Consider the following 16,240-nt stretch of genomic DNA (forward strand, 5'->3'; position numbering starts at 1 on the left):
TATCAGTGCAGTAGTGGCGTGCGTCAGAAGAGGGTGACCCACTTCATATATCCCAGAGCCATAGGGTGCGCCAGCAGCTCATGCGTCGGGGTGATGCGAGTGGCAACCTTATAGGTGCCGGGGAGGTCAATATCCACCCTCAGCTCATACCGTCGGCGAGATCCCTCCTCGGAGACGAGGTGGAAGGTCTGCTTATTGGCGAGGTGAAGCTTCTTCGTCTTGGTGTCCTCGCGAGCGATGATCAGCTCGACATCAAGGTCGCTACGCAGATCGTGTAGGTCTACAGTGACACTCACGCGAGCGGTTCCGCCCACAGTAAAGTTGCCTACCTGCGTACCATCGTCCTTGCTCAGCTGGGTGTCGACCACCTCTAGGTGAGACCACGACTGCGCCACATGGCGCTCCCAGTCGAGGAGCTGACCGAGCTGACGGTAATCGTCGGCACGGAGCATGGCGCTACGCTCACCGAGCTGATTGTAGAAGCGGTCAAAGTAATTCCGGATCATGCGCCGCATCGTGAAGCGGGGCAGTATCTGAGAGGTGGCCGTCTTGATGGCATGGATCCAGCCCTCTGAGTAGGACTGCTCCTTATCATTGTCGTAGTAGAGCGGGACGATCTCCTCCTCCAGCATACGATAGATGGTGGCGGCGTCAAGCTTGTCCTGGAGATTGGTGTCGGAGAAGGTGATTTTCTCGGTGAGCGACCAGCCTCCCCCCTTGACGTAGCCCTCATACCACCAGCCATCGAGGACGGAGAAGTTGAGCACGCCATTCATCAATGCCTTCATACCTGACGTACCCGATGCCTCGAGCGGTCGCGTGGGGGTATTGAGCCAAATGTCTACGCCCGGGATGAGGAATTGCGACACTCTGATGTCGTAATTGTCTACAAAGAGGATCTTGCCGAGGAACTCGGGCCGCTTGGAGATCTGGAAGATATGTCGGATCAGCCCCTGCCCGCCTCCGTCAGCCGGGTGCGCCTTACCGGTGAAGATAAAGATCACCGGGTGATCGGGGTCATTGACGATCTTGGAGAGTCGCTCGAGGTCTGTAAAGAGGAGGTGCGCTCTCTTGTAGGTGGCAAAGCGACGACCAAAACCGATGAGAAGAGTCTTCGGGGTAAGTGTCTCGAGGAAACTCATCAGCATGGTGGGGTCCTGATTGAAGTCGCCCATATGTGCCTCGTAGCGACGACGCAGATACTCGATGAGGCGACTCTTGAGCTCCAGCCTCCTCTCCCATACATCCTTGTCGGGAGTCTGCCAGACACTGTCCCACAGCTCGAGACTATCCTGATTCCTCAGGATGCCCTCGCCAACGCTCTTCTCCATAAGGTCAGCCCACGGGGAAGCCATCCAGGTAGGCAGGTGGACGCCATTGGTCACGTAGCCTACGTGAAGCTCCTCGGGGAGGTATCCCTTCCAGACGGGGGCAAACATCTCCCGGGAGACCTGACCATGCAACTTGCTGACGCCATTAGCCTCCTGGCAGGTATTGAGAGCAAGGACGCTCATGGAGAATTTCTCATGCGACCCGGGGTTCTCTCGCCCAAGGTCGATCAGCTCCTGATGAGAAATGTGGAGCTTATCGGCATAGTGACCCATATACTTCGTGAAGAGCGCCTCATCGAAGTAGTCGTGACCGGCAGGTACCGGTGTGTGGCAGGTGTAGAGACTGGAGGAGCGTACCAGCTCCAGCGCCTGATCGAAGTCGAGACCGCCCTCTACCATATGCGCCATACGCTCCAGCCCCATAAAGGCAGCGTGACCCTCATTGGCATGGTAGACATCGGTCTCGATGCCGAGGAGACGAAGCATCTGGACACCACCGATGCCGAGCATATACTCCTGTTTCATACGATTCTCCCAGTCACCGCCATAGAGCTGATGGGTGATCTGTCGATCCCACTCAGAGTTCTCAGCAATGTCGGTATCCATCAGGTAGAGCTTCACCCGCCCCACGTCCACGCGCCAGATCTGAGCAGACACCTCGTAGCCATTGAAGGGCACACGAAGCATCAGGGGAGCGCCATTGTCGTCACGCACCAGCGTGAGGGGCAGGTCCTCAAAGTCCTGTGCCTTATACTCAGCCACCTGCTGTCCGTCAGCGGTGATCTTTTGGTCAAAGTAGCCGTAGCGATAGAGGAAGCCGACACCCACCATATTGGCGCCGAAGTCACTCGCCTCCTTGATGTAGTCGCCTGCCAGGATCCCGAGACCACCGGAGTAGATCTTGAGGATATTGGTGATCCCATACTCCATGCAGAAGTAGGCGACAGAGGGGAGGTCGTCCCGCATCGGCTGATCCATATAGGCCCTGAAGCTGTCATAGACCTTGGCAAGTCTCCCTAGGAAGTCATTATCCTTCGTCAGCTCCTCGATGCGGCTCTGCGAGAGGGTGTGGAGCACGTGCACCGGGTTTCCCTTAGAGTGGTACCAGACCAAGGGGTCCAGCTCCCGGAAAAGGTGACGGGCGGGGGCATTCCAGACCCACCAGAGATTGTTGGCGAGCTCCTCCAGCTGCTGCAGGGATTGTGGCAGATCGGAGAGTGCAGTGATATCTCTCCATACGGGCTGATTGGCGTCCTTACTCCTTATCATAGTTCTCGTATTATTGTGCTTATAGTAACGAAGCAAATTTACTTAATACTTTACAATCTACGCGGTTCCGGAGCGACAATTTGCACCCACAAATCGATCCCTTGGGAGATGAAAGTCGGAAAATATGCCCCACGGGTAAGAAGAAATCATTATATTGCACAAGTAAGTAGGACTAAGAATACAACGCTATGGCAAGGACCACACATGGAGAGGGCTACAAGATAGAGATAGACCTGGACAACGCCTCTCCTCAGAGTGTATGGAACCAGATCTCCACCTCCAGAGGGCTCTCGGAGTGGATGGCACCCCGAGTAGACGTCTCACTGAGGAGCATCCATGTCTTCTGGGACGAGACTGGCGACGACCGCACCGCCACCGTGACAGACCTAGAGAAGGGGAAGTATATCCAGTGGAACTGGAATGACCACCCGGATAGCTATGTGCGTATGGAGATCGTCGTCTCCGAGCTCTCGCACTTAGTGTCGCTCTTAGTCAACGACCACGATGAGCACCTCGAGCCGACCACCCTGCAGAAAATCTGGGGCAACCACCGACGCAAGCTGAGACAATCCCTGGGACTGAGCTAAGTAGAGCTACTGCATAAGACAGTCGAGCGCCCTGCCACTCCAAGAGATGGTGGGGCGCTCGACTTTTGACGGAAAATCATTGACACACGATTAAACCATTCCCCACTGCAATCATCACAGGAAAACAGAGCAGCAGTAATGTTGTTGGTACTACATAGTGGGTTCTCCACCCTACATAATAGGAGAAGTGTGTAATAGGGTCCGAATGCCGGGCCTACAGGATAAAGGTTTTGTTTATCAGATGCGTTAATTTCATTAAACAAGTTTTTCCGAGCGGGACTGCGCGTGAGCGTGGTCCCCTCTTTTTTGCCTCGTGTCGCACATGGGGTAGACCCCGGGACACCAATGCGACTAAGGGATAGCAATCAGAATAAGACGCTATGATCTCTGCGCAAAAGTAATAGAAACGAATGTAATCGGCTGATTACAAAAGGAAAGCATAAACAAGAATAATAAACGGCGAACGATTTAGAAACGAGCGAATTTCGTTCTCCTTCTTTATTTTGCGATGCCTCAAAGAACTCTTTACTCTTATTTGTAAGGATACAATTTTTTCCACAAGGAGGTGTGCGGATTTCGGGAAATTTAAAGAAACTTCTTTGTATGAAACTTCAAATCCGAAACTAAACCCTTGAACGTCCTTATTGCGTTTACACGTCCTCTCATTACTGAATTTGCAGATAATTTGAACTTGAACCACCCACTTCTGCCTACAATATCCCCTTACCCCACAGTGTGACTTGAGGCAATACACAATATCATGCCCATAAGTTGTAGGCATTATCCAAAATCAGTCTGGGAAACATCTGCGTAAGCATCATTACAGGTATAGATATTCAGCACATACAGCCATGATGTCCTGATCCACTTGGCTTGTACAGAGATAAACATGAAGACAAACGCTTTTATGAGACTTGTTGCATTGAGTCCGAACTTCTTTACGTCAACTCTCTGAATAATGGCCTTGTAAAAGTTACGGACAAGTGCTGCAAGAAGAAGGAACACGGTGTTCTCTGCCATGAAGGATTTGGGCAATCTGTCCCATACGAAACCATTGTTCATGTCATCGAAGATACGTTCCTTTCCTCCTCGAAGATTATAGAACTCGACAATTTCACTTGCGGAAGATTCATCGTCGTTAGTCAGGATACAACGGTAAGTGTATTTTCCTTCCCAAAAATCGTGCACACCATCCATCCGTTTCTGTCTTTGAATCACAAGTCGGTATGCTTTACCATTTATCAACAAGGATAGAGTTCAATTTCAAACTCAATGCCATTGATTTCCTCAGTTTTTCAACCTCTGAGAGCAAAGATGTCATTATAGAACAAACAGCAGTGGTTAGCGCGGTTATAGAATGAAATCAACTTCATACATCTCGCCCTCTTTCAGTTGACCAGATGCAAACATACATGAGCAGTAAAGAATTGAGAGTGTCAGCCGTGTTGAAATCGTAGTTCTTACCCGCATCTGATGTGTATGAAACGTTTTCCTTCGTCAGCTCCTTTATCGCTCTGAGGATAGTGTCAGAGCTACATGCGCGAAGCGTCGGATGAAGTGAGAGATGGTTCATCAAATGAGTAGCGACATCCTCTATACATGAGCCACCAAAGAAGTAGATACTCATGAGAGAACGGATGATTTCGCTGTACCGACAACCGAACGACCTACACCTTAGATCGAGGGCTGAGTCGATTACAGATGACAATGTGGAGTCAAACTGCCCCATAATTGAAAAGAATCCTCCAAAAGGAGTGAGCTTCTCAGATTTAATTTGTATATTCGCTATGCCTATCGTTGGATTCTCTTGTTTTTTTGCAACACTAAGATAAGTGAAAATTCTGACATGGCAGAATCCAGAGCAACTTTTTTGTTGCCCAGGTACTCAAAAAAGCTTAAGTTATAATAGTGTTGCGGAATTAAGGGACAATAAAGCTTCAAGGATTATTTGCCCTAAAGACAAATAACATGGATATTCAAAAAATAAAGAATACAATACATAGCCTTGTAGAGAAGTACGAGACAAATCGTGATTTTTACAGAACAGTCAAATTCAATGAAACTCAAGTAAGAAATGAGTTTCTTGACCCTTTGTTCGAGGCACTAGGCTGGGATATTCGTAATACATCTGGCAAAAAGACGAATGAGCGTGAGGTGCTTTTGGAAGAATCTCTGAAAGCAAATGCGTCTACTTATTCAAAGAAACCAGACTACACATTCCGCCTTTTCGGAGAGCGTAAGTTCTTCTTAGAAGCCAAGAAACCTTGTGTTGACATCAGCACTGACAATAATCCAGCAAAACAGGTTAGACGTTATGGATATACAGCCAACCTTAAGATTTCAGTCCTCTCAAATTTTGAGGACTTGTATATCTATGATACTTCACATAAAGTTGATGATGCTGACACCTTGACTAGAGCACGCGTAAAAGCTTACCATTTTACCGACTATGAGAATGCTGTAGAAGAGCTTATTGATTTAGTCGGTCAGGAATCCGTATACAGTGGACACTTTGATAAAGTTTGGAATGATATTGAACTGAATGTTGTTCATCAGTCTGTTGATTCTCTCTTCTTGGAACAAATCAACCAATGGCGTTTGATGCTTGGTCAACAAATTCTTTCCTATATTCCTGACATGGAGATAGATCATCTTGGTGATATAGTTCAGAGCTACATCAACAAGATTTTGTTCCTTCGTGTATGTGAAGATAGAAATATCGAAACATACCAACGGCTGCTTACCATCGCTGATCGCAACAGTCATAAGGAATTGATAGCCAAATTCAAGGAGGCTGACAATAAGTACAACTCTGGACTGTTTGAGGAATTAATTTCTGAAGATGTAATCGGAAATATCAGATCATCATTTTGGACGATAATCCGTCAGCTCTATTTCCCCGAGAGCCCATACTCGTTTTCTGTTCTTTCATCAGATATTCTTGGTCGAATCTATGAGATATTCCTTGCAAAAAAACTTGCCGTAGTCGATGGAGAGCTTAGGATTATAAAGAAGCCAGAGAATGCTGAGCGTGACATCGTTACAACACCCAACTTTGTTGTCCGTGAAATACTACGCCAAACAGCTTCTGAAATAATTCAAGGTAAAGATGCTAACCAAATCAACGCCTTAAAGTGTGCTGATATTGCTTGCGGCTCAGGTGCATTCTTATTAGAATTATATCAGCTGCTTTATGATTCGTTGCTAGACTACTATCTAGATAATGATCGTAGCAAACTGATTCAGACAAGCATTGATACATTCAAGTTGCCATACGAAACGAAACGTAATCTTCTTGTAAATTGCGTCTATGGTGTTGATAAAGATTTCAATGCTGTCGAAGCTTGTAAATTTGGATTGCTTCTCAAACTTCTTGAAGATGAGGATGTAAACTCTTTATGTACTTTTCATCCTATTTTGCCAAATCTGTCAGAAAACATTTTCTATGGCAATAGTCTTTTGAGTACCGCTGATGTACCTGCTAATGATGCTCTTGAAATCAACCCATTTGATTTTGATAACAGATCATTTGACCTGATAGTAGGTAATCCTCCCTACATGAAAACAGAGGATATAAAGGCATTCACTCCTAAGGAGAAAAAGCTCTATGAGAAAGGCAATAGATATACAAGTGCATATAAGCAATACGACAAGTATTTCCTCTTCATTGAGCGTGCATTGAATCTGCTGAAACCGCATGGTTGCTTAGGTTACATTGTTCCAAGTAAATTCATGAAAGTTGGGGCAGCAAAGGAGCTTCGCAATCTGATTTCTAGCAATGCCTATCTTAAGATCTTGACCTCATTTGGTGCTCATCAGGTATTTTCAGACAAGTCAACATATACTTGTATTATGATATTAGAAAAAGCTCACCATGATACTTTCAAGTACTCAGAAGTAAGTGATTTCATCGGTTGGCGAGTCAAGAATGCTAATGCATATAAGTTTTGCAATCGCCCATCGACTGCTATCAATGCTGGAACGTGGGTCTTGTGTACTGATCAACTTTTGCCTCTGCTTAATGCGGTAACAGCAAATACACAATCACTTGGAGATCTTGTAGGTGATGATTATATTTTCAACGGAATACAGACAAGTGCCAATAAAGTTTATGTTTTTGTGCCAACATCAGAGACTCGTACAACATATACCTTTAAGGCGTTTGACGGTAATGAATATGAAGTTGAAAAGGTTGTTACAAAGCCCTATTACAAGACATCTCAGGGCATAGATGCATTGAGTACATATCGTACGTTTCAGCCAAATGCTCGTGTATTCTTCCCATACGAAAAGGATAGTAACGGACATCTACAGTTGATTCCGCTTGTTTCGATACAGAAACGATATCCTCTTTTCTATGCTTTCCTTATGGCAGCAAAACCTGTATTAGATAATTCCAAAAGGGATATTCAGCCAAAACCGACAACTGCAAATGAATGGTATCGGTACGGAAGACACCAAAGCCTTGAAGCGTGTGAGGTAGCCGAAAAAATGATTGTAGGTGTATTAGCTCAAACATCAGATAAATATGCTATTGACAACAAGGGTACTTTAGTATCATCTGGTGGTACTGCTGGTTATTGTCTTGTGAGTGTACCTTCTGATAGTCAGTATTCAATCTACTACATACAAGCTATATTAGGTTCAATACAGGGCGAATGGCTTACGTCACTCTATGGGGAGATTTTCCGTGGCGGTTATATTGCTCGCGGCACCAAGGTATTAAAGCAAATACCTATCCGTGAGATAGATTTTACAAACCCCGATGAGCGTAAAGCTCACGATGGTATTGCTAACCGACAAAGAGAACTCATTGAACTGGGCGATAAGATTAGTAAGGCTCAAAAGAATCGCAGGAGTCTTATTCCATTACAACGTCAATTTGAACTTCTAAAACAAGAGCAACAGAATGACATCAATATGCTTTACAGCATGACTAATGAAGAAGTATTATTAATTCCTAAGATTAAAGAACAATATGCAGCTGATTGAAGATGCAACTGACCAAAAGTTGAGAGGTGCTTATTATACACCACCAGCTATAGCCAAATTCATCCTGCAATGGGGAATTAACGGCAGCACCGATTCTTCCATACTTGAACCAAGTTGTGGTGACGGTGTATTTTTGGAAAGCCTGGCCAACGATAATATGCTATACAAAAGAGTTACCGCTGTTGAATATGAAGCAGGTGAAGCAGAAAAAGCACGAGCTATAGCCTTGCATGACTCCGAAGTCATAAATGCTGACTTTCATCGCTTCTGTCTTGACACGAATAAGCGTTTCAATTTGGTGGTAGGTAATCCTCCTTTCATCCGTTATCAGTATTATGATCCTGCGCAACAGAAACTTGCAGACGAAATCTTTAAGCGTTCTAAGTTAAAAAGGACAAAGCTGACGAATGCTTGGGTTACTTTTGTGGTAGGCAGTAGTCAACTGTTGACTGATACAGGTAAGATGGGATTTGTTATTCCTTCAGAACTCCTTATGGTCAAATATGCTCAACAGTTAAGACTTTATCTTGCAAAAAAATTCAATAAGATAAATATCATCTCTTTTGAGAATCTTGTTTTTGAGGAAATTCAGCAAGAAGTTGTTCTGCTTTTATGCGAAAAAAATGGAACGAATAAGCATCTGATTGAACACATAGAAGTCAAGGATGCTGAAGGCTTGCTTACGCTCGATCCTCATAGATTGGAATTTCCCACAAAGAAAATAGATTTCCATACCGACAAGTGGACATACTATTTCCTTGAAAAGAAAGAGCTGGAATTGCTGGAGAAGGTAAAACACAATATGCCTTCAATCTCTTCGTATGCCAAAGTTGAGGTTGGCATCACTACTGGTGCCAATGACTACTTTACTGTGCCTGAATCAATAGTTACGCTTTATAATCTCCAAGAGTTTGCAAAACCTATGGTTGGTAGAAGTGTACAGGTGAACAGTCTTTGCTTTACAAAGAAAGATTGGCAAGCAAATGTTGCTTTAGGAGCAAAGGCATACCTCCTAGTTTTCCCATCTGGAATAAAAGAGAACGGTAACGATGGAATAAAGGCTTACATTGAAAATGGAGAAAAGGGAGAGGTACACAAAGGTTACAAAACAGGAATACGTGACGAATGGTATATCATTCCATCTATTAAACTTTCCGATGCGTTCTTCCTTCGACGCAACAACCAGTATCCTAAATTTGTGCTGAACGATGCGAATGCTTACACAACAGATACCATGCACCGAGTTTTTATCAATGAAGGCGTTAATAAGAAAGCATTTGTAGCAAGTTACTATAATTCTCTATCATTTACGTTTGCAGAAATACTGGGTCGCAATTTCGGTGGAGGATGTCTTGAACTGATGCCAAGTGAAGTTGGCGGTATCTATATGCCTTATCGCATTGAAAATGAGACCTTGTTTGCAGAGATTGACGAGATGCTTCGCAAGAAGAAATCTGCTGATAAGATTCTTGACTATACCGACAGGATAATTCTTCATGAAGGTATGGGGCTTAGCATGGAGGAAGTTCAAACGGCTCGTTCTATTTGGCATAAGATTATGGGAAGACGTCTGAGCCGTGAGACTCTTGGTATAAAAGAGGTTAAGACAGAGAAGAATACAAAGTATTCCCAACTCAATTTTCTAGATCTCTTTGAGCAATATCAAGACAATAATATCGTCGAAAACCTTACGGTAAGAGAGGATATTATACCTGAATATGTTGCCTCTTCACGCAAACCGACCATTGATAGGACTAAGAATGTACTTATTGGTCTTGTCAAGAAAGATAACTTTGAGCAGTATCTAAGTCAGTCAGCAAAGATTTACTATACAGGCGAGAAGTTTCCTTCATCGGTTGCGCTCAATAAGTTATACTACTTTATGCCTTACTTAAAAGGTAAAGGTATTCGTGACCTGTATCTAATAAAGATTGCAAGAGTTGGTACTCGTAAAGAAGGGCAATTAGGAGAAGACAAGAACGATTTTCGTTTGGTTTTCGAAATAGAGTATGTTTGCCAACTATATGATGATTACAAGCCTACAGATCTTCATATCTGGCGCACGTTTACAGATACCACAATTGAAAATTTGCTTGATAATTACTAGTAATTCATCTGAGGTAGATTAAAGTCTAAAACAACCCACTGATTTTTAGCGCTTTTGCAAAAAGTCAGTGGGTTTGTAGTCTACTAGTTAACGCTTATGAGTCCTAACCCTCAAATCCGCAACTAAGCCCTTGAACGTCCTCATTGCGTTTACATGTCCTCTCATTACTGAATTTGCAGATGATTTGAACTTGAAGCACCTACTTCTGCCTACAATATCCCCTTACCCCACAATGTGACTTGAGGTAATGTAGTGTCCTAGAAAAGTACACACATAGAGGAGAAAAAATGAGCAACAAGAATGAAGCGAAAAAGTCGGGAGAAACCTCTCGGAAGAGCCAAAAAACGGGTCTGAAACAGAAGAGCTACGACGACAAGTTTAAATTAAAAGTCTTGCGCGAATTGGTATGTACGGGCGAGACTCTTGCATCACTAAGTAAGCGTCACGATGTGCCGATTACAACCATATCCCGCTGGATCAGTACCTTTGGGATCACAACCCCAAAACAAATCAGAGAGCAGGTTATGAGTAAGAATATCAGCGACATCGAGCGTAAGCTTGTCGAGAAAGAGCGTGAGTGTGAGGAGCTTAAGGTAAGACTTCGAGAGGCACAAATTGAGTGCGCGATCAAAAAAGCGTCCTTGGACTACCTGTCCTCCAAGTATCATATTGATCTAAAAAAAAAGAACGATTCAGACTAGTGGGCGAGATGAAAGATAAGAACATCAGCGGTCGCTCAATCGGTGTAAGCAAGTGTTGCAAATACCTCTGCGTCAGCAGAAAGGACTACTACAATAGAGTAAGAGCTCAGGCTGCTCATCTCGCCACAGAGGGCTACGATGAGTCCACCAAAGCAAGCGCTGTACTCTACTTTTGCAGACGACAGCGAGAGCGGCTGCCAAGGGCGGGTGTGACCGTACTCCACAAGCTGTCAAATGAATACTTCCGTGACATCTTCACCGTGGATCGAGACTGGCTGTCCAAGCTCCTGGATGCCAATAACATGCTCTTGAGGGAGACCAAGAAGAAGCGCCCTCCTCGGACGACAAGAGGGGTTGTGAATCATGGCTTTGAGGATCATGTCAATACGATCCCAAAGTACATCGCACCTGACAATTGCCGTCTCTTGGTCTCCGACATCACCTATGTAAAGACATCTGAAGGCTTTGTCTATCTGTCGCTTACGATGGATGCCTACAGCAGGATCATCACCGGATTTGACCTCCGCAAGACCCTCTCGACAGAGGGTCCCCTCAATGCTCTAAAGCAGTCCATACACTTCTTTACAAAGCACGGATATCCACTTGCGGGACTGATCTTCCACAGTGACCGCGGATGTCAGTATATCTCAAAGGAAATGACCGAGTTAGAGGCGAAGTATGGTATCATAACCAGCGTGACCCAGACCGGAGATCCTCTCCATAATGCCATGGCAGAGCGGCTGAATGGGACACTGAAGAACGACTTCTTGTACGACACCGAACTACTTGACTTTAAGCAAGCTAAGTCAGCTGTCGAGACGAGCGTTATGACCTACAATACAGCTCGTCCCCATCGGGCAATTGGGATGAAAACGCCTATGCAAATGCTGCCGCCCGACTGTCCTAATCCCCTGTTGTCCAATGGGAAGGATTTGGGAGAGGCCCCGCCCTCACCCCCAAAGGGGGGGGGCTCTCCGGCTAATTCGCATTTTGATGTGCTGGGACGGGGAGGGGTGAGAGATCACCTTGGTTGAGGGGAGGGAGTCAGGAGAAGTGGAGGGCGACTCGGTAGAGAAAGAAGTCGGTGTTTCTGGCTCCGTAGTTGACGCTGACAAAGCGCTGCAGATTTTGATTGAGAGCCTCCGCCTTGGCATTGCTCTCCCTGCGGTAGAAGTATCTCAGGATGGGGGTGGAGTTTGACCTGAGGAAGTTGGCGATATTGCGTATCTCCTCCACCTCACTCTCCATCCCTTCCTTGGTGATGAGCATAAGATCTGCCTCCTTTATCTTGTACTTCCGATCGCTGTACCGCGGTCGGATCGGCTCGTACCACTTCCGGATTTTCAGGCAGTATTTGTAGGCTTCTTCGACCTCGGGGAATTGCTTAAAGAGTATCTTCGCCCGCTCCTTTTGGTCGTCGGTCCACTCCGTTTTGCGCTTGAAAAGGAGACCTCTCGAGCGGTGTAGGAGTTGCTTTAGAGTGTCTTCGTTGGAGAACTTTTCCTGCAGGGTCAGCTTCTCTTTTACCGTCTTATTCTTCTTCCGCTCAAGAGCAAGGATCGCTTGTCGGTGGCGGATTCGGACACTCTGGAGTTGCTCAAGGATTTCACGGAGGACGTGAAACTTGTCCGCCACCTGATATGCGTTGGGAAAGGTCGTCCTCGCCAGCCAGTCGTAATTCGGAGCCATGTCCCGAGTCACACTCCTGACCTCCATTTTGGTCTTGACCGCAAACCTTGATAGGATCTGCTGAAGCTCAGAGGTCCTGAGTGTATCCGCCATCAGTGCGATCTTGTTCGTCTCTCGGTTGCTGATGATCGTGTAGCAGACGCCGTCGATCGTCTTCTCGTCGATTGCCATATAGGAGCCTACGTTTGACTCCTTGAGGATCGGCACCCTTATCTTTTCTCGTCCTCCCTCTCGCCGGACCTCGATGTCGTCTTGACCGATCCTGCCGTCCCGCTCTGCCTCACGAAAACCACTCAGGTAATCCTTGTACCACCGGTCAAGACGCTTCGCATCCGTCCCGAGGACATAGGCGATATTACCAATGCTTATCGGCTTCCCCTCGACCAATTTCTTTTAAAAAAGCACCGAACTTCGGTGTGCATTTGATCCCTTCGATCGTGTACTTATAGGTGTTGAAAAAGGACTCTCGACCACCCTTCTCCTTCCACCGCCGGCGGCGTATGTAGATGAATGCCTCGCGACCGGCTATGGGAAAAGTCTGGATCTCGCAGGGATTCATGTAGCCACATCGGACCACCTCCTTGGCTTCCGTCAGCTCCGGAGGATAATGGCTCTCATCGTCCTTCTCGTCCATATAGAGTCGGTAGACCCCGCACTCCTTTTTCACCTCTCTCAGCTCAAAGTCGCGAAGGATCTCCTCCGGAACAAATGCCGATACCAGCTCCCTTATCTCTGCTGTTTCCATAGCCTCTTAACAACTTCCTCATCTATTATCCATTGTCTCCTCAACAAAGGTAATCTCTTTTCCCCTCCCGTCCCAGCACATCAAAATGCGAATTAGCCAGGGAGCCAATTGCCTAAGGTCCAGGGCTGACAAGTACGACCCCTACAAGAGAAATCTAATACCGATATTAGAGAAGACTAATACCGATATTAGTGATCTCTAATATCGGTATTAGGATTGTCTCAGTCCGCACATCCGAAAGCCCTGCTGGGACTGGAAAAAAAGGCACAAAAAAAGCAGGGACCTCTCGGCGAAGAGAGATCCCTGCTGTAAGACTAATTATCTGACCGAAGACTGGCTCCGGCGGCTCCATATGCCCTTACTGAGCTAGCTCAGTATCAGGTACACTGGAGTAGAATATCTTAAGTGCGTTAGCTTCACGCAACTTCTGCTTGACTTCTGTTACGATACCCATCTTTGTGTCTCCATCGATCTTCAGGATCGTCGTCATGTACTGGGCGTCAGCCTCAGACATGGAGTTCTTCTCCTGTGCGATGAAGTCAAAGATATCATTAGGCGATGCAAACTTATCATTAAGCTGGATAGCAGCCTCCGTACCATACTTGGCTTGGTACTGCTTCAGCGGAACACCCATGTAGAGGAAGGTGGCCAAAGACTTTCTCTCGAGCTTGGTAAGTTCGGTAGCCTTGGGGAGACGTAGCTGCACCTTCAGGGTCACCTCACGTGCGGTGGTGACGATCATGAAGAAGAACAGCAGAGAGAAGATCAGGTCCGGGAGCGACATTGTGTTCAGCTCAGGAACTTCTTTCTCACCTTTTTTGGTAAATCTACTCATACTACTTCTTTAGTTCTGCTCAAGATTATTTCTTCTGCGAGCCGTACTCACGTGGTTCAGCCTCAGAGATCTTCTGCGGGAAGCGATCCACGAGTACCTCCTGGTACTCCTTGGGAAGATCCTCAAAGTGCTTGTTCCATTGCTTCTGCGCCATCTCATCACGCAGCTCATTGTAAGCCTTTGTGAGGATGTTTTGCACTGCGATATAGTCGGAGTACTTGGTATCCACGTTATTGGTCAGAGAGATGACGTGATTCTTCGTCACCATCTGCTGTCCAATGTAGGGGAATTCCTCCGGAGTCAGCTCGGGGAGGGTCGGGTCGTTCGTGGGATTAAGCACGAAGTCCTTCACCTTCTGCTTGAGCTTTTCGATCGTCATCACCTCGCCATTGGCAAGGATCTGACCATTACTATTCACCAGTACGCGCAGCATGTTACGCCTATTGACGTCGATCATGACGTCCTGCTGATCCTCGGTGGGTGCAGGGGGCAGCTGACGAGCGATACCCTTATCTGATCCCATAGAGGTGGTCAGAAGGAAGAAAAGTAGCATGATAAAAGAAATATCCGCAGTCGAGGACCCATTGATGCCGGGCACCTTCTTTGATTTTCCTGCCATAGTATTGTTCTTTTACGATGTTACTTAAGCCTTCTTCTCAGATGCTGATGCGTGCTGCTTGGGTCCTGCAGACATGAACGAGGTCACGACCAGTGCGAGGACGTTAATCACAATGAGTGCATAGATGGTAAACATGCACATATCAGCCAGCTTCAGCCAAGACGGGGTGTTGAATTGCTGAGCATCCACACCCACGCGAAGTGGAGCATCACTACCCACGAAGTAGGCAATGACCATGAGCACTATCAGTCCCACGAGCGCACCGAGGCCGCTGAGAGCTGCCTTAGGATTGGTCTTAAAGGACTGAGCAAATCCGATGATTCCGAAGACAATCATTGCCAAGACGGCAAGAGCGGTCATACCATACACCGTGTAGAGGAGTACATTGGTGTAGATGGGCTCGGGGTACTCAGCATTAGGGTCGATGTAACCGCCGAAGACGGTCATGCCAAAGGCCACGACGCCGATGAGAGCCAGAACGATCAGGACAGTGCTCGATATTTTACGAATTTTCTTTACTGCCATGATGGTTTAGATACGATGCTGTACTCCGCGCTTGCTTGTGAAATCGATCATGTAATCCACGAGGGTGATGGAGGCGTCCTCCATATCACTCAGGATGCTCTCATAGCGAGAGAGGATATAGTTGTAAAGCACCTGGAGGATCATCGCTACGATAAGACCGTAGATGGTGGTGATCAGGGCGACCTTCATACCACCGGCAACGACCGTAGGGCTGATATCACCGACCTGCTCGATCGTATCGAAGGCCTGTACAAGACCGATCACCGTTCCGAAGAATCCGAGTGACGGTGCGAGGGCGATGAAGAGGGTGATCCAAGACATGTTCTTCTCGAGGAGGCTGGCCTGTACACCACCATAGGCGGTGATAGCGCGCTCTACAGCCTCAGGACCCTGGTCGATACGGAGGAGGGACTGGTAAGCGATAGAGGCGATAGGACCACGAGTGTCACGAGCGATAGCGAGGGCGCCATTGACGTCACCACGATCGAGGGCGGCACGGATCTCATCGAGGAGCTTCTTGCTATTGGTATCGGCAAGATTCAGGTAGATGATACGCTCGAGGCAGAATGCCAGACCGAGGATCATAACGAGAGAGATGATGGCCATAAAGCCAGGACCACCCTCGATAAACTTAGTCTTAAGTGCCTGGTGGAAACCCTCACTCTCAGCAGCCACAGGTACTTCCGTAGCGGGAGTCTCAGCCTCAGTTACAGCGGGAGCTGCCTGCTCGGTAACCGCAGGCTCGGTCGTAGCCTCGTCCTGTGCAAAAGATGCACCGGCAAACCCCACCGTCATAAGACCGGCCAAGGCGATGCTTACTAGAAATCTTTTCATTGTAAG

Annotated in this window: 12 protein-coding genes and 1 pseudogene; 5 read left to right on the plus strand and 8 right to left on the minus strand. The window is 46.8% G+C overall.

Annotated elements, in window-relative coordinates; all coding sequences use genetic code 11:
• Positions 1-23: 23 nt before the first annotated feature.
• The gene (gene glgP, locus AC1EKE_RS06335) at positions 24-2,600 is read right to left on the minus strand and encodes an alpha-glucan family phosphorylase (protein WP_480308717.1); all 2,577 of its coding nucleotides are present in this window, start codon (positions 2,598-2,600) and stop codon (positions 24-26) included.
• 188 nt (positions 2,601-2,788) lie between these two features.
• Here glgP and AC1EKE_RS06340 point away from each other — a divergent pair, with 188 nt between their 5' ends.
• The gene (locus AC1EKE_RS06340) at positions 2,789-3,187 is read left to right on the plus strand and encodes an START-like domain-containing protein (protein WP_297127432.1); all 399 of its coding nucleotides are present in this window, start codon (positions 2,789-2,791) and stop codon (positions 3,185-3,187) included.
• A 780-nt stretch (positions 3,188-3,967) separates the two neighbouring features.
• Here the strand turns inward: AC1EKE_RS06340 and AC1EKE_RS06345 are convergent.
• Positions 3,968-4,976: pseudogene (locus AC1EKE_RS06345) on the minus strand (transposase).
• Between the two features lie 179 nt (positions 4,977-5,155).
• On the opposite strand from AC1EKE_RS06345, the gene AC1EKE_RS06350 reads away from it, so the two are divergent.
• The 4 genes from AC1EKE_RS06350 to AC1EKE_RS06365 all read left to right on the plus strand — a co-directional run bounded on the left by AC1EKE_RS06350 (position 5,156) and on the right by AC1EKE_RS06365 (position 12,021).
• The gene (locus AC1EKE_RS06350; protein WP_480308718.1) at positions 5,156-8,179 is read left to right on the plus strand and encodes an Eco57I restriction-modification methylase domain-containing protein; all 3,024 of its coding nucleotides are present in this window, start codon (positions 5,156-5,158) and stop codon (positions 8,177-8,179) included.
• Positions 8,166-10,286 (plus strand): Eco57I restriction-modification methylase domain-containing protein, encoded by a 2,121-nt coding sequence (locus AC1EKE_RS06355; protein ID WP_480308719.1) that lies wholly within the window; start codon positions 8,166-8,168, stop codon positions 10,284-10,286. Before AC1EKE_RS06350 ends, AC1EKE_RS06355 begins: the two co-directional genes overlap by 14 nt.
• A 287-nt stretch (positions 10,287-10,573) precedes the next feature.
• A complete protein-coding gene (locus AC1EKE_RS06360) occupies positions 10,574-10,987 on the plus strand; it encodes a transposase (protein ID WP_480308720.1) in 414 nt (137 codons plus the stop codon).
• Between the two features lie 8 nt (positions 10,988-10,995).
• Positions 10,996-12,021: an IS3 family transposase gene (locus tag AC1EKE_RS06365; protein ID WP_480308721.1), complete on the plus strand. Its 1,026-nt coding sequence runs from the start codon at positions 10,996-10,998 to the stop codon at positions 12,019-12,021.
• A 10-nt stretch (positions 12,022-12,031) separates the two neighbouring features.
• Here AC1EKE_RS06365 and AC1EKE_RS06370 read toward each other — a convergent pair whose 3' ends face one another.
• The 6 genes from AC1EKE_RS06370 to AC1EKE_RS06395 form a co-directional block, all read right to left on the minus strand.
• Entirely contained in the window at positions 12,032-13,063 is a 1,032-nt protein-coding gene (locus AC1EKE_RS06370; protein ID WP_480308722.1) for an ISL3 family transposase, read from the minus strand.
• Positions 13,032-13,421 carry an ISAon1 family transposase N-terminal region protein gene (locus AC1EKE_RS06375; RefSeq protein WP_480308723.1) on the minus strand — a complete coding sequence of 130 codons (390 nt, stop codon included), beginning with the start codon at positions 13,419-13,421 and terminating at the stop codon, positions 13,032-13,034. Before AC1EKE_RS06375 ends, AC1EKE_RS06370 begins: the two co-directional genes overlap by 32 nt.
• Before the next feature lie 358 nt (positions 13,422-13,779).
• Positions 13,780-14,256: an ExbD/TolR family protein gene (locus AC1EKE_RS06380; protein WP_288966201.1), complete on the minus strand. Its 477-nt coding sequence runs from the start codon at positions 14,254-14,256 to the stop codon at positions 13,780-13,782.
• Between the two features lie 25 nt (positions 14,257-14,281).
• Positions 14,282-14,875, minus strand: a complete 594-nt coding sequence (locus AC1EKE_RS06385; RefSeq protein ID WP_480308724.1) for an ExbD/TolR family protein — start codon at positions 14,873-14,875, stop codon at positions 14,282-14,284.
• Between the two features lie 24 nt (positions 14,876-14,899).
• On the minus strand, positions 14,900-15,400 hold the full coding sequence (locus AC1EKE_RS06390; RefSeq protein WP_480308725.1) for a hypothetical protein: 501 nt from the start codon (positions 15,398-15,400) through the stop codon (positions 14,900-14,902).
• 6 nt (positions 15,401-15,406) lie between these two features.
• Positions 15,407-16,234 (minus strand): MotA/TolQ/ExbB proton channel family protein, encoded by an 828-nt coding sequence (locus tag AC1EKE_RS06395; RefSeq protein WP_296164336.1) that lies wholly within the window; start codon positions 16,232-16,234, stop codon positions 15,407-15,409.
• Positions 16,235-16,240: the final 6 nt, after the last annotated feature.

It is taken from the genome of Porphyromonas sp. C0041D3 (assembly GCF_056590575.1).